Below are 14,305 nucleotides of genomic sequence, written 5' to 3'. Positions count from 1 at the left end.
ACGAATACTTGGTCAACCACAAGCGCCAACCGGTCAAACTTTTAGAAGAGGCTGGATTGCTGGTTCCCCGCCAGCAGGGATCCGGCCACTACGACCGCTTTCGCAACCGGATCATGCTGCCCATTTTCGATGTGCAGGGGCGGGTGATCGGGTTTGCCGGCAGAGCCTTGGGGGAGTCAGGACAGCCCAAGTACCTCAACTCTCCAGAAACAGAGCTCTTCAACAAAAGCCAGGTGGTCTATGGCCTCAACTTTGCCCGCGATGCCATTGCCAAGGCCGATCAAGTCCTGGTGGTGGAAGGCTACTTCGATGTCATCGCCCTGCATCAGGCGGGAGTTGCCTATGCCGTAGCCGCTATGGGCACTGCTTTGACACCCCACCAGGTGAAGATCCTGCTGCGCTACACCCAGTCGAAGCGGCTGATCCTGAATTTTGATGCGGATCGGGCCGGTTTGAACGCCGCCAACCGAGCCATTGAAGCCGTTGAAGAACAAGCGCGGCGCGGAGAAATTGAGCTGCGCATTCTCACCCTTCCTGAGGGCAAAGATGCCGACGAGTTTTTGCGGGAGTACAAGAGCTCGGCCCCGCCGACGCGAGCGGTTGCTGAACTGCAAACCCTGATCGAGCAAGCTCCCCTGTGGCTGGATTGGCGAATTGAACAGGTGTTGGCCGGTCGGGATCTGAGCCGGGCCACCGATTTTCAACAGGCCCGTCAAGCCCTTGTGCAACTGCTGGCCGGTTTGGGTGGACAATGGCGCTCTTTGTATTTGCACAAAGTGGCAGAATTGCTCAGCCGCGGCAACGGTCGCCTCAGTCGAGATTTGGAAGAAGACCTGCGCCGAGCCGTGCGGCAGTACCGCTGGGCCAAACCCCAGCAACCTTCCCTCAATAAGGGATCCAAACTCTTGCAATCTGAGTCCCATCTTTTGCAGATCTTTCTGCATTTTGGCGAGTATCGCCACGAAATTCGGCAAACTTTGCTGGAGCGGGAGCTGCAATTTAGTTTTCGCCCCCACCGGGAGCTGTGGCAGCGGATCTTGGAGCTGATCTCGGCTCAGCCGGAGCTGGAAGAGCAAGAAGAGACGTTGCTGACGGCTTTGCGCACCCTCTGTGCCCAAGATGAGCAGCTCAACGAGCGCCTCAGCCATCTGCTTTGGCTGGACGAAAACACCCGCGTAGCTCTGATGCGTCCACGGATGGTGGTGCGGGCCGCCATTGCCAACATGGAGCTGGAAATTCGCCAGAAGCGCTACCGCTACTGGACCCAACTGTGGGATCAAGCCTTTTCCGAAGGCAACACTGCCCTGGCCGCCCAGTACCAGGCCAGCATCCAGCAGGAATACCAAGCGATTCAGGCGCTGCAGCGGCAGGTGCAACTGAGCCTGGAAGACCTGTCGGAAACTGCACTGGCCGAAGATTTATAGTCATTTCGATTCAAACTAGGACACTAAACCCATAACCCCATACGCGGCCAGAAGGCTTCTCTCTATAGCCCGAGTGTCTCACCCTAAACTGAACAGACTGTAGTGGCTGATGGACGGCCTGTTGGTGCTCAAAAGGGCTTCGCTCCCCTAGCGCGAGATCAGCTCCGCTTGCAACCGCTCTCGGGCCACCCGCAAAGCCTCTGCCAATTTCTCCGGCTGCTTGCCCCCAGCTTGGGCCAAGTTGGGCCGTCCGCCACCACCGCCCCCAGTCAGTTTGGCGATCTCGCCGATGAAGGATCCCGCCTTCAGGCCAAGTTGCTGCACAGCAGGGCTAAAGGCAGCCACCAGGCTGACCTTACCGGCTTCCGGCACCGATCCCAGCACCACTGCCCCTTCCCCCAGCTTGTGGAGCAGATGCTCGGCAGCGGTTTTGAGGGCCTCAGGGGTGGTGGATCCCAGCTCGGCCACCAGCACCTTGAGATCTCCGACGGCAACCGCCTGGGCCAGCAAACGTTCGGCCTGCACCAAGGCCAACTGGCTGCGCACCTCTTCCAGTTCCTTCTGGGCAGCTTTCAGCTCCGCCTGTAGGGCGGCAACCCGCTCCGGCAGTTCCTGGGGCTTGGCTTTAAATTGAGCGCTCAGCTCCCGCACCACCCTGTCCCGTTCGTTCAGGTATTCCAGCACAGCCGGCCCGGCCACGGCCTCGATGCGGCGGATCCCGGCAGCCACTCCAGTCTCGGCGATGATCTTGAACAGGCCGATCTCGGCGGTGTTGTTGACATGGGTGCCACCGCACAGCTCCATCGACACCCCCGGAAAGTCGATTACCCGCACCTCGGCGCCGTATTTTTCCCCGAACATGGCCACGGCACCTCTGGCTTTGGCTTCGGCCAGGGGCATGATCGCCACCTGAGCAGCATGGGCCTCGGCGATCCAGGTGTTCACCAAGTTCTCGATCTGTTCCAGCTCCTCAGGGGTGACTGGCCGGGATAGGGTGAAATCAAAGCGCAGCCGGTCAAAAGCCACCAGGGATCCCGCCTGACCAATCGAGGGATCGACAATTCTTTTCAGGGCTGCCTGCAGCAGGTGGGTGGCGGTGTGGTGGGCTTGGGCGCGCCGCCGACAGGCCAGGTCAATCTGGGCTTGGACGGGATCCCCCACCCGCAGGATCCCGCGTTCCACACGGCCAAAGTGAACGAACAGATCCCCTTGCTTTTGCACATCTTCAATCCGCACCAGCAGGCCGTCCCCAGAAAGGTAGCCCCGGTCGCCAATTTGCCCGCCGGACTCGGCGTAGAAGGGCGTGCGATCCAAAACGACCTGCACTGCCTGCCCTGCCTCCACTTGGGGCACCGATTTTCCCCCGACCAGCAGGGCCTCGACCACGCCGCGGGCAGAAGATTGGCTGTACCCCAAAAACTCCGTTTGGCTGAGGAAATCCGCCAGCTCGTCCAGGGATCCCTGGGCCGTGAGATCGATGGTTTGGTGGGCGGCGCGGGCCCGCTGCCGCTGTTTCTCCATTTCTTGTTCAAAGCCCTCCAGATCCACGCTGAAGCCGTGTTCCTGGGCAATTTCTTGGGTTAGCTCCAGCGGAAAACCGTAGGTATCGAAGAGCTTGAAGGCGTCGGCGCCGGAGATCTGCTTTGGCGAGCTGCTGTCACGGCGGGAAGATTCGACGGCAGTAAACAAATCCAGCAGTAGCCGTTCCCCCCGCTCCAGGGTTTTGAGAAATTGCTCTTCCTCCCGTTGCAGCTCGGTCTTGATCAGGGTTTCTCGCTCCCGCACCTGAGGATAGGCAGCCTCGGCCAACTGAATCGCGGTCTCGATCACCGGGATGGTGAAGGGCTCGCCGATCCCCAGCAATCGCCCGTGGCGCACCATTCGCCGGATCAGCCGCCGCAGCACATAGCCCCGATCCACATTGGAAGGAAGCACCCCATCGGCAATCAAATGCATCACTGCCCGCGCGTGATCCCCGATCACCTTCAGAGAGATCTGCTGCTCCGGGTTGGCCTTGGAGTAGTTCAGCCCGGCGATCCCAGCCGCCGTTTGAATGATGGGAAAGATCAAGTCCGTCTCGTAGTTGTTGGGCACCCCCTGCAACACTTGGGCCAACCGCTCCAACCCCAGGCCGGTGTCGATGTTTTGCTTGGCCAGCGGCATCAGGTGACCTTCGCTATCCCGGTTCAGCTCCATGAACACCAGGTTGTAGATCTCCAGAAAGCGGGAGTCATCCTCCAAATCGATCCGCTCATCCCCCAGCTCCGGCTTGAAGTCGTAGTAAATCTCAGAACAAGGGCCACAGGGGCCGGTGGGGCCGGCAGCCCAGAAATTATCCGCCTCTCCCATGCGCTGGATGCGGTGGGCCGGGATCCCTATCTCATCTCGCCAGAGGGCAAAAGCCTCCTCATCTTCGCGAAAGACGCTCACCACCAGCCGTTCCGGGGGCAGGCCGAACACCTCCGTCACCAGCTCCCAGGCCCAGGCGATGGCCTCCTTTTTGAAGTAGTCGCCAAAGCTGAAGTTGCCCAGCATCTCGAAGAAGGTGTGGTGGCGCGCCGTTCGGCCCACATTCTCGATGTCGTTGGTGCGCACACATTTCTGGGCCGTTGTAACCCGTGGGTACTCCGGATCCCGTTGCCCCAGGAAAATGGGCTTAAAGGGCAACATGCCGGCAATGGTCAGCAGCACCGTCGGATCTTCCGGCACCAAGGAGGCGCTGGGCAACACCTGGTGGCCCCGCTGAGCGTAGAAGTCCAGAAAAGTTTGCCGAATGGCGGCACCGGAAAGCGCTGGAAACATGACAGGCGAAGATGGCTGTATTCATCAATTCTAAGTTTTCCCTCTGCAGGGCAGTCCAGCCCTTGTTGTTCTCCTCTGTTCCACCAAACCCCATCCGCCGAAAACCTAAGCGATTTGTCCGATTAACCTCAGGGCGGGCAGACGCTAAGATCAGCCTATCTGAGGCAGTTGTGCAAGATTTGTTTCTTCTCGGTCTAACCTGTATGTATCTCTCACAACTTGCCTGCCGACTTCTTGGCTCCGTCTCGGTTGTCCGGATCGCCAGCCGGTAACCCCAAACTGGTATGCCCACTTGCTACTGCCTTAACCCTGCCTGTTTGCACCCGGAAAACCCGGCGGATGCCTCTACCTGTGCCTCTTGTGGCCATCCCCTGCTGCTGCGCAATCGCTACCGGGCCTTCAAGCGCATTGGCCAGGGGGGATTTGGCTCTACCTTTTTGGCGCGGGATGAGGACATGCCTTCCAAACCTTGGCGGGTGATCAAGCAGTTGCGCCCGGTCGAGGGATCCCCGCAACTGGCCAAGCTGGCGGAGGAGCTCTTCAATCGCGAGGCCCAAGTGTTGGAGCGCCTGGGGGAACATTCGCAGATCCCCAAGCTCTACGCCCACTTCCAGGAAGGCGGCAAGTTCTACCTGGTGCAGGAATTTATCCAAGGCATCACCCTCTCCCAAGAAATGCGTCGCAATGGGCCCTTCTCCGAAGAACAAACCCGGCAGGTGATGCAGGAGGTGCTGCTGATCCTCAGCTATGTCCACAGCCAAAACACGGTTCACCGAGACATTAAACCTGCCAACCTGATTCGTCGCAAAGAAGATGGTCGATTGGTGCTGATCGACTTTGGGGCCGTAAAGGAACTGGGGCCAGCCCAGGAGCAGGCGGCAGAAGTGACAGCAATCCGCTCCCTTGGCTTTTCTCCCCCAGAGCAAGTAGCCGGCCAGGCGGTCGGTCCCTCTAGCGATCTCTATGCTTTGGCGGCTACCTGCATCAACTTGATGACGTTGGAATCTCCGGCCAAGTTTTATAACCATGAAACGGGACAGTGGGATTGGTCGGATTGCCTGCAGCTCAGCCCGGAATTCGACGCCATTCTGCACCGCATGTTGCAGCCGGCCATCAATCAGCGCTTTGCCACCGCCACCGAGGTCTTGCGGGCGCTGCAAGGGATCCCGGTGGAAGAGGCAGGCGGCCCGATCTCTCAGCCGATTGTGTTGCCCAGCTCTCCCCTGTCTGCCAATCCCAGCACATCGGTGATCTCCGGCTACTGGGCCAAGCGCCGCTCGGGTGGTTTCTCGCCCACACCCCTACCTCAGTTCACTGCAGGGGGAATGACAGCCAGCAGCCCGCTATCCATCCCCTCTGAGTGGGGGAGCACCACCGGTTTTACCCAACTGGGCCGAGCCAGCAGCATCACAGGCAGCGGACGGATCAAGCCGGCCACCCCACCGCGGATCCCTTCCATGGCGGGAGCGGATCTGCGGGGAAAGTCCTTTGCCAACCAAAACCTAGCCGGCTATGATTTGCGCCAGGCCGATCTGCGGGGGGCCGATTTCTCAGGGGCCAACTTGCAGGGGGCGGATCTGCGCGGGATCCTCTTCAACACCCCTCAACCCTACTGGCTGCGGGTTTTGATCCAACTGTCTGGATCGGCCAAAACATTGGGAGGGATCCTGACAGGCTTGGGGGGGCTGCTGGGCTCAGGGATCCTGGCCTTTTTGCTTGTCCGCCTGACCACGGGCAATTTGGTTTATGCGTTAGGAGCGGCCGGGATCGCCTTGGTGGTGGCCAGCTCGGTGATCTGGTCGATGGGCGGTGGGGTTCGTTTGGCTCGATACCCAGAAGAAAAGAGCAAGCGCTTTACCAACTTTTACAAAGCGGATCTACGGGGGGCGCGGATGGACGAGAAGCTACGGAAGTTTGCCCGCCGACAGGGAGCCATCTTGAGTTGACGCAGGGCGGATTGCGGATCTGGCGGATCTGTTTGCGTTGCGATCTTTAAACTTTATAGATCTTTAATAGTTTTATAGTTGTTTCAGGTTAGGATGAGACATCTGGGCTACTGCTCGCGCCAGCGGGACGGAGTCCTATCGCGCCGGCGGGACGGAGTCCTTAGAAAAGCCTTCTGGCCCTCCGCATTCAACGCTTTGTCCTAGTTTGAATCGAAATGACCACAAAACCATAAAAGAGAAAAGTTCAAGAGCTCAAGCCATTGAAGGGGGTGGAGAGGCCCATCTGCGAAGCGATTGATTGACCTGTTCCATCAAAGCTCGGCAGGCTACGGTTTTGCCCTGTTGCCGATCCCCAGCTTGGTCGTAAAAGACGATGCCATCGGCCCGGGAAAGGCCCAACGCCAAGAACAACAGCTCCAAGACCCCAAAAGAAGCGGTCTCCAGCTCCGGCGCTCGATCCTTAAGCTCTGCCAGCGTGGTGTGGGCATCTTCCAGGTGGCCGAAGGCCGGGATCCACAGATGGGTCGTCGGCTGGGATCCCTCTGAGGATGAGTCGCCAGCAGCAGGCTCCTCGACCACCCGCACCGTCAGCCAGCCGCCATCGGGGTAGCGCAAGGTGGTGTATTGCAGGTGATCCAGGTGTTGGGCCACCTGGGTGAGCACATCCGCCACCTGTTGCATTGCCGCCGTCGGGATCCCGTTTTGGGGAGCAGTATCCACAAGGGTTGCGGCCTGTGCTGCCAAACTAACCACCATGATTGACAACAATCCTCATCCACATCCAGAATAGATATTCGCAGCGATTGGGGCTGTAGTTCAATTGGTTAGAGCACCGCCCTGTCACGGCGGAAGTTGCGGGTTCGAGCCCCGTCAGCCCCGTACTCCTAAAACACTCTAGCTTAGTCGCTCCCCTGCAGCCCTCACATTTCCAGACTGATCTGATTTCTTGATTTCTGACGGTGACTGCTGCACAATGCGGCCGGCTCAGGGTTCAAGTTTCGGCGGTGGGGTATGGAAAGCCCGCCCTAAAATGGGGCTTAGTCCAGGGGAAAAACCATGCAGTATCGCAGATTTGGGCGTACCGAGCTGTCTATGCCCGTGCTGAGCTGTGGTGGCATGCGCTATCAACACAGTTGGCAAGATACTCCTTGGTCAGGGATCCCAGCGGCAAGCCAGCAGAACCTGGAGGCGACGATTCGCCGGGCCTTGGAGGTGGGCATCAACCACATCGAAACTGCCCGCGGCTATGGCACTTCTGAAATGCAGTTGGGCCGCATTTTGCCGCTCTTTCCCCGGCAAGATCTGATTGTGCAGACGAAAATTGGCCCCAGCGCCGACCCGCAGCAGTTCCTGGCCAAGTTCGAGCAATCGATGAGCTACTTGAACCTCGATTATGTGGATCTGCTGGCCATCCACGGGTTGAATACCTGGGAAGACTTGGAGCACAGCCTGCGTCCAGGGGGGTGTCTGGAGGTGTGTCAGCGCCTGGTACGGCAGGGGCGGGTGCGTTTTGTCGGCTTCTCCACCCATGGGCCGACGGAGTTGATCGTGGAAGCCATACGGTCAGGGGGCTTCGATTACGTCAACCTGCACTGGTATTTTGTCAACCAGACCAACTGGCCTGCCATTGAGGCCGCCGCTCAGCAGGATATGGGGGTATTCATCATCAGTCCCTCGGATAAGGGGGGCAAGCTTTACGATCCGCCCGCCAAGCTGGTGCAGTTGTGCCAACCCCTCAGCCCGATGGTCTTCAACGACCTGTTCTGTCTGTCCCATCCCCAGGTTCACACCCTCAGCATTGGGGCGGCCCGACCCAGCGATTTTGATGAGCACCTGCGGGCGGTGGAGCTGTTGGATCGGGCTGATGAGCTGTTGCCGCCGATCCTGGCCCGCCTAGAGCAAGCTTTGATCGAGAAGGTGGGAGAGCACTACGCCAAAACTTGGCACCAGGGCCTGCCTCGCTACGACCAAACCCCCGGACAAGTGAATATCCCGTTCATTCTGCTGCTGCGCAATTTGGTCTTGGCCTATGACTTGGTGGACTATGCCAAGAGCCGTTACAACCTGTTGGGCAATGCCGGCAGTTGGCTCCCCGGCCAGCGGGCAGACAAAGTGGATGCCGAAGCCCTGCGACCTTATCTTATCCACAGCCCCCACCGCGACCGGATCCCGGCTTTGTTGCAAGAAGCCCATCGCCTGCTCTCTGGAGCTGAGGTGAAGCGCCTATCTCAGAGCTAGCTTGCTCAGGGATCCCCCCGTTTGACGGTCGAGATCCGGTGGAGAAGATGATATGGCAAGGTTTACTCTTTAACCGCAGGAAAAAAAGAGTTGTCAGCTCCCGCCAGCGGCTCCTTATCTCATTTGGGTAGCTCGTGTTGGAGTCTGAGCACTTTCGGCTATCTGAGCATGCGTTGAGACGGCTGCAGCAGCGACAAGAGATCGCAAGCCAGTGGATCGAGAGAGTTCTGAGCTGCCCTGACTACGTACAAGTGGATCCCAAAGATCCTCAGCTCAAGCAAGCCTATGGTCGAATTCCGGAGTACGGCAATCGCCTCCTGAAGATTGTTTACGATGAATCAACGGATCCTTGGACAGTGGTGACTATCTTTTTTGATCGAACAATGGGGAAAAAGCTGCCATGAGACCTTTCATCGAGTTTGATCCTGATGTGGATGCCGGATATATTCGTTTGACAACAGCTCAAGTCCAAAGCTCAGAGGAGATTGCCCCTGGGGTTGTTTTGGATTTCGACAAGGAAAATCAACTGGTTGGAGTTGAGGTTCTCTCTGTTCATCGACAAATGGATAGCGACATTAAAATGCTTCCGCAAGAGATTCAAGACTACATCGTTTTATTGAGAAACTCCGTGTTGCAAGAACAGTTACTGAGTTAGATGAGAGTCTGGCAACACTAGCCCCACCGCATCTGTAGACGCAAGAGGAGTACCATTGCGATGGCCAGCCTTTTACTGTGACCTGTTTGGCATGGTTGTAGGTGATTGAGATAACAGTCGCCGACCTTTCGGATTGCCAACGGATGTGCCGTCACTTTTATCGGATAGGCCGCACTCTCTTGGATCTGGACGCTGCCAAAACCGTTCGGGATCAACCCACCTGGTTTGAGGCTCCATCTTAAGGTCAGGGGCAGGAACCTGTTTGCCAGCAGCCTCAATCCCCTTGGACAGAGTGCTCTCAGCCACCCAACCCCATCGCTTCAATTTGATGAATGTAGTCGGGGGGAAGCCCATGCTCTCGTGCCCCCTTCAAGATTCCTTGAAGATATCCCTCGCTTGGGATCAATGAATCATCAATGAATGAATCTCCCGCCACGTAAGTCATTGCTTCGATCACTTCACCCTCATCGCTTCGAACCTGAACCTGCTGGCGACGGTAATGACCTCCCGGAATTCCTTCATACCGATCCATCCTCTCCAGCCTGTCCGAGCTGCACAGATAGGCAACTCCCCACACAACCCCAGAGGGATCCCGGACAATGTTGGCCTTGCCGGTTCCATCGTTGCCGCGCTTGTTGAACGTCAGGCGGTATCCCTGCAAACGAGCACGCCTAGCTTCCTTGAAATCAACAGCACGGTGTCCTATCTGCTGGGCATCTAGGTTACTTCCGTATGCAAAATACCACTGCTCACTCATCTCTAGTTCCCTTGGTGTCGGGTGAACCCGCCTACCCAGAATTACACTGAGATATTGAGCACATTAGCATCACGGGATCCCGCCCCTCCATGAGCTACTTGGTTATCGACACCGAGGGCAACCCCAACCTGGAAGAGATCGCCCTTATCGACAGCAGCGGCCAGCTCATCTACCACGCCTACACCCAAGAATACTCGCCCCACCACCCCCAGCCCAAACCTTTGGCCCAAATCGTTGCTGACCTGCGGCGCTTGGCACAAGGCAAGACTCTTGTTTTCCACCATGCAGATCACGACCTAAAAATCCTTAAACAAGCCTTTGACCAAGTTAACCAAGATTGGCTTCCTAACCCCATCTTCTGTACTTGGTCAGCCGCCAAGCAATGTTTTCCCAACCTTGCCGGTTACAGCCTAGAGTATCTCAGCAAACATCTCGGGATCCAACTGGAGAGCGGTTACTTCAACTCCAAACTGGCCCACGACGCCAGGTACGATGCCCTCTTTACCTACCACCTCTATCGCCACCTCACCCACGCTCAGCTCAAAGCCCAGAATGTTCCCAATCCTTTCGCCAACAGCAGAGTTGACAATCCCTTTCAGCATTATCCCGACGAGACCACCATCTATCAGCCTCAGTACCAGCAGCTCACTGCCACCCTACAGGACATCCAACGGGATCCCAACCACCAGAGCCGAGGGGTTGTCTTACTGGGAGAACCTGGATCCGGCAAGACCCACCTGATCATGCGGGTGGCCCAAAACCTCCTGCGCCACAACCGTCTCCTGTTTATCCCTCAGCCCACCCATCCCGACAACATCTACCACCACATCTACAGCCACACCCTGGAATCCCTGCGCGAACGGGTAGATGCCCATCACCACACCCAGCTCGACTACTTGATTGCCAAGAGCTTTGTGGAAATCTTGAAAACCTTCCCCCAAACCTCAAAAACTGAAGAGCTTCTCTCCCTTCTCACGGCGGATCCCCTCAACCTCTTTCATCGCCTGGGAGCAGAAGGCACCGAGCGTCGTCGTCAACAATGGCAAGCCATTGAAAAACTGGTTCTGCGCTGGTGGGCAGAGCAAAACTTCCTTACCGGTTCCACCGAAAACATTCTCAAGGGCATCATCAAATACTGCAGCTACAGGGATCCCAACCGCCGTCACCAGATCATCCGCTGGCTCAGCGGTACCGACCTGGATCCTGAAGAAACCAACTTGATTGGGTTGCCCCCTTGGAGTGCAGATCTGGATCGCAACACCTTTGCCCTAGAAGGGATAAAAGTCATCGGCAGGCTTTCGCTGCTCGACCAGCCCCTGATCATTGTCTTCGACCAATTGGAGGCTCTGGGCCGAGAGGAAAATCGAGATATCCTTCTCAACTTTGGCGATGCTCTAAAAGAGCTTTTTACCCGTATTCCCAACAGTCTGTTTATCCTCAATCTGTTCCCCGACCGTTGGCAACATTTCCAAACCCAATTTGACCGGGCCACCGTTGATCGTCTCTCCCAAACCGTTCTCTCTCTGGATCCCCCACCTGCTCCCCAGCTTCAAACCCTTCTGCAAACCCGTCTGCCCTCAGGGATCCACCTCCAAGCTCTCTTTACCGCCGATGACCTAAGCGATATTCTTGGCCAACCCTCCATTCGGGCCATTCTCAACCGGGCCTCAGCCTACTATCGCCACTACATCAACGGGATCCCTCTCCCTCCCCAGGTGCAAGTTGTACCCACTGCCAGCAATCTAGCCGCCCGTGTCCAGCGGCTCGAAACTGAGCTGCAAACCCTCAAACAACTGCTCATCCCCCTTCTTCCTGCCCAGAGTCTCCTTGCTGTAGCTCCGCCTCTCCAGCCACCCAGCCTCTCTGAGGATCCTGCCGAAGTCTTGGAACCCTACCTCCGTGATACCGAGGCCCAGCTTCGTGCCAGCTATCCCCAAGAGGCGATTATGGACAGCACAGCTGATATCGGCAAATTGCGCACCATCGTCAATGCCCTGCAAGGGATCCATCCTGTCCCCATGAGTGCCCTGAAGCTGGGCAAACACAAGCTTCCAGATCACCTCTATTTCCCCAGCCAAAAGCGGGTGATTGCCTTTATCCAAGTGGCTGCTGGCAGCATGTATGGGCAGGTCAATAACTTCAACCAATTGGTGATTGCTCACCCTAAGCTTCAGTTTCTCTTGCTGCGGGATGCCCGCCTTAAGCCTCCTTCCAAAACGGCTACCGCCACCCAAGCGGCCTTGGCTGCCCTCAACAACAGCCCTAATGGCAAGTATGAGCTGCTCACCAAAGAGGATCGCATTCACCTGGAGCTGATGTACAGAATGATCACCGACATCCAAAACCGCGACTTGGAGCTAGACCTGACCTCAGCCGTTCGGTACTATCTTGAGCATAGGGATCCCCCCCTTATTGCCTGGATCCTGGGCCGTGATTAAGCGCTCCAGATCCGTCGAAACCCCATGTTGTTCAAGGTCGGCTCCGCATCGGGATCCAGCACCGTAAAACCGGGATCCCATATTGTCCGGCCAAGCTTGTGACCTGATTCTTAAGGCTGCCGATCAACGGAGCCAATGGCAAGGGATTGACAGCGGAGCCAAAGTACCTCAAAGTTTCCGGCATAGTGGGCTTTGTCCGGCCCAAGCCCTCCCCTGATTACTCAGTATCGGAGCGGCGGGATTTGAACCCACGACCCCCACTACCCCAAAGTGGTGCGCTACCAAGCTGCGCTACGCCCCGACGCACTTACGGGTAGAAGCCCATGAAGTGCCTAGCTAGTCTAGCATCGGATCGCGGCCAGAGTTAACCCCAAGCTGCGGGATCCCGTGGAAAACATGCTAGCTTAGTTAAGCCGTTAAGAAATCGCACGCCTGAACCACCGGGTGTCCTTACAGCCCTTTCGCGGTTTGCTGCAACAGCTCCTGAGTTCCTTGCCAATGGGGGTAGAGCGCTCTGTGCAGGTAACCGGCGGGAAGGCCGTAACTGGGATCCGTTCGGGCGGAGGCTAACCCGTAGGAGAGGAAAAACTCATGAGCGTAGTCAGTTTGCCTCAACTGTTGGAGGCAGGGGTTCACTTCGGCCACAAGGCCAGCCGCTGGAACCCGAAAATGCGGCCCTACATCTTTACCGAGCGGAACGGCATCCACATCATCGATTTGGTGCAGACGGCCCGCTATCTGAACGAAGCCTACGAGTATGTGCGGGATGCTGCTGACAGGGGTTGGCGCTTCCTGTTTGTGGGCACCAAACGGCAAGCTGCCGGGATCATCGCTCAAGAGGCTCGTCGCTGTGGCAGCTACTATGTCAACCAGCGCTGGTTGGGGGGTATGCTCACCAACTGGGCCACCATCAAAACCCGCATCGACCGCCTCAAAGAAATTGAGGAGATGGAGAGCAGTGGTCTTCTGGATCGCCTGCCCAAACAAGAGGCCAGCCGTCTGCGGCGAGAGTTGGCCAGGCTGGAAAAGTACTTGGGCGGCATTAAAACGATGCGCAAGCTCCCCGATGCGGTGATCATCGTCGATCAGCGGCGGGAGGCCAACGCCGTTCAGGAATGTATCAAGCTGAACATCCCGATCATCTCGCTGCTGGACACCAACTGCGACCCCGATCTCAGCGATATCTTCATTCCCTCTAACGACGATGCCATTCGAGCGATTAAGCTGATTGTAGGCAAGCTGGCGGATGCCATCTACGAAGGGCGGCATGGGCAGCTCGACACCGTTGAAGAGGATGAGTACGACTACGAAGGGGCCATGGATCTGGACGACGACATGCTGGAGGATATGGAGGACGAAGAAGAAGGAGAAGCCGAGGAAGGCTAGACCGAGGGCAGGGATCCCGTGCAATCCGGGCACTTCCCTGCCTGTTCCCTATCCAGAGGCGTGTATTCTTGAAATCTAGGTTTACAATTCTACCGAAGCCCGCTCATTCTCACTCATATCCCGCCACATTCTTCCCGTTCTTTCATTCGAGGAGCCCTCATGAGCATTGATGCCAAACTGGTCAAAGAGCTGCGCGAAAAGACGGGCGCAGGCATGATGGACTGCAAAAAAGCCCTGGAAGATTCCGGTGGCGATATGGAGAAAGCCATCACCTGGCTGCGACAGAAAGGGTTGGCAGGGGCAGCCAAAAAGGCCAGTCGCGTCGCGGCAGAGGGGGCAGTTGACAGCTACATCCACTTCGGCAATCGAATTGGGGTGTTGGTGGAAGTGAACTGCGAGACGGACTTCGTGGCCCGCAACGAAGATTTCAAGAAATTGGTGCAAGACATCGCCAAGCAGATTGCCGCCTGCCAAAACGTAGAATACGTCAGCGTTGACCAGATCCCTGCTGAAGTGGTGGAGCGGGAAAAAGCCATTGAAATGGGCAAAGAAGATCTGGCCAATAAGCCGGAGAACATACGCGAGAAGATCGTGCAAGGTCGCATCGAAAAGCGCCTGAAAGAGTTATCCCTGTTGGATCAACCCTTTATTAAAGATTC

General features: G+C 57.1%; 11 protein-coding genes and 2 tRNA genes. 9 read left to right on the top strand and 4 right to left on the bottom strand.

The genetic code is table 11. The annotated features are described in order from the left end of the window. On the top strand, positions 1-1,424 hold a 1,424-nt coding region (locus tag NW837_RS01075; RefSeq protein ID WP_414328880.1), incomplete at its 5' end, for a DNA primase. 147 nt (positions 1,425-1,571) lie between these two features. Here the strand turns inward: NW837_RS01075 and alaS are convergent. After that, entirely contained in the window at positions 1,572-4,226 is a 2,655-nt protein-coding gene (gene alaS, locus NW837_RS01070; protein WP_414328878.1) for an alanine--tRNA ligase, read from the bottom strand. A gap of 284 nt (positions 4,227-4,510) precedes the next feature. Here alaS and NW837_RS01065 point away from each other — a divergent pair, with 284 nt between their 5' ends. After that, entirely contained in the window at positions 4,511-6,172 is a 1,662-nt protein-coding gene (locus tag NW837_RS01065; protein ID WP_414328877.1) for a protein kinase domain-containing protein, read from the top strand. A 252-nt stretch (positions 6,173-6,424) separates the two neighbouring features. On the opposite strand, the gene NW837_RS01060 is transcribed toward NW837_RS01065, so the two are convergent. Beyond that, a complete protein-coding gene (locus NW837_RS01060; RefSeq protein WP_414328876.1) occupies positions 6,425-6,928 on the bottom strand; it encodes a hypothetical protein in 504 nt (167 codons plus the stop codon). A 49-nt stretch (positions 6,929-6,977) separates the two neighbouring features. Between NW837_RS01060 and NW837_RS01055 the strand changes: the two genes are divergently transcribed. The 4 genes from NW837_RS01055 to NW837_RS01040 all read left to right on the top strand — a co-directional run bounded on the left by NW837_RS01055 (position 6,978) and on the right by NW837_RS01040 (position 9,065). Continuing rightward, positions 6,978-7,051 (top strand) — tRNA-Asp (locus NW837_RS01055). Between the two features lie 177 nt (positions 7,052-7,228). Continuing rightward, positions 7,229-8,410 carry an aldo/keto reductase gene (locus NW837_RS01050; protein WP_414328875.1) on the top strand — a complete coding sequence of 394 codons (1,182 nt, stop codon included), beginning with the start codon at positions 7,229-7,231 and terminating at the stop codon, positions 8,408-8,410. A 134-nt stretch (positions 8,411-8,544) separates the two neighbouring features. Beyond that, a complete protein-coding gene (locus NW837_RS01045; RefSeq protein WP_011433139.1) occupies positions 8,545-8,814 on the top strand; it encodes a DUF4258 domain-containing protein in 270 nt (89 codons plus the stop codon). After that, positions 8,811-9,065: a DUF2283 domain-containing protein gene (locus NW837_RS01040; RefSeq protein WP_011433140.1), complete on the top strand. Its 255-nt coding sequence runs from the start codon at positions 8,811-8,813 to the stop codon at positions 9,063-9,065. The genes NW837_RS01045 and NW837_RS01040 overlap by 4 nt, the downstream gene beginning before the upstream one ends. 298 nt (positions 9,066-9,363) lie before the next feature. On the opposite strand, the gene NW837_RS01035 is transcribed toward NW837_RS01040, so the two are convergent. Further along, entirely contained in the window at positions 9,364-9,822 is a 459-nt protein-coding gene (locus NW837_RS01035; RefSeq protein ID WP_414328874.1) for a gamma-glutamylcyclotransferase family protein, read from the bottom strand. An 89-nt stretch (positions 9,823-9,911) separates the two neighbouring features. Between NW837_RS01035 and NW837_RS01030 the strand changes: the two genes are divergently transcribed. After that, on the top strand, positions 9,912-12,260 hold the full coding sequence (locus tag NW837_RS01030; RefSeq protein WP_414328872.1) for an AAA family ATPase: 2,349 nt from the start codon (positions 9,912-9,914) through the stop codon (positions 12,258-12,260). Between the two features lie 227 nt (positions 12,261-12,487). Here NW837_RS01030 and NW837_RS01025 read toward each other — a convergent pair. Further along, positions 12,488-12,561, bottom strand: a tRNA-Pro gene (locus tag NW837_RS01025). A gap of 290 nt (positions 12,562-12,851) precedes the next feature. On the opposite strand from NW837_RS01025, the gene rpsB reads away from it, so the two are divergent. Together rpsB and tsf are read left to right on the top strand one after the other, a co-directional pair. Beyond that, positions 12,852-13,646, top strand: coding sequence for a 30S ribosomal protein S2 (gene rpsB, locus NW837_RS01020; protein WP_414328871.1), 795 nt, complete (start codon positions 12,852-12,854; stop codon positions 13,644-13,646). Positions 13,647-13,805: 159 nt separating this feature from the next. Then, on the top strand, positions 13,806-14,305 hold a 500-nt coding region (tsf, locus tag NW837_RS01015), incomplete at its 3' end, for a translation elongation factor Ts (protein ID WP_414328870.1).

The sequence above is a fragment of the Synechococcus sp. R6-10 genome (genome assembly GCF_047461815.1).
Classification (GTDB): Bacteria; Cyanobacteriota; Cyanobacteriia; order Thermostichales; family Thermostichaceae; genus Thermostichus.
Note: the sequence above shows the minus strand (reverse complement) of the source record. Positions and strands in the feature narration are given on the sequence as shown.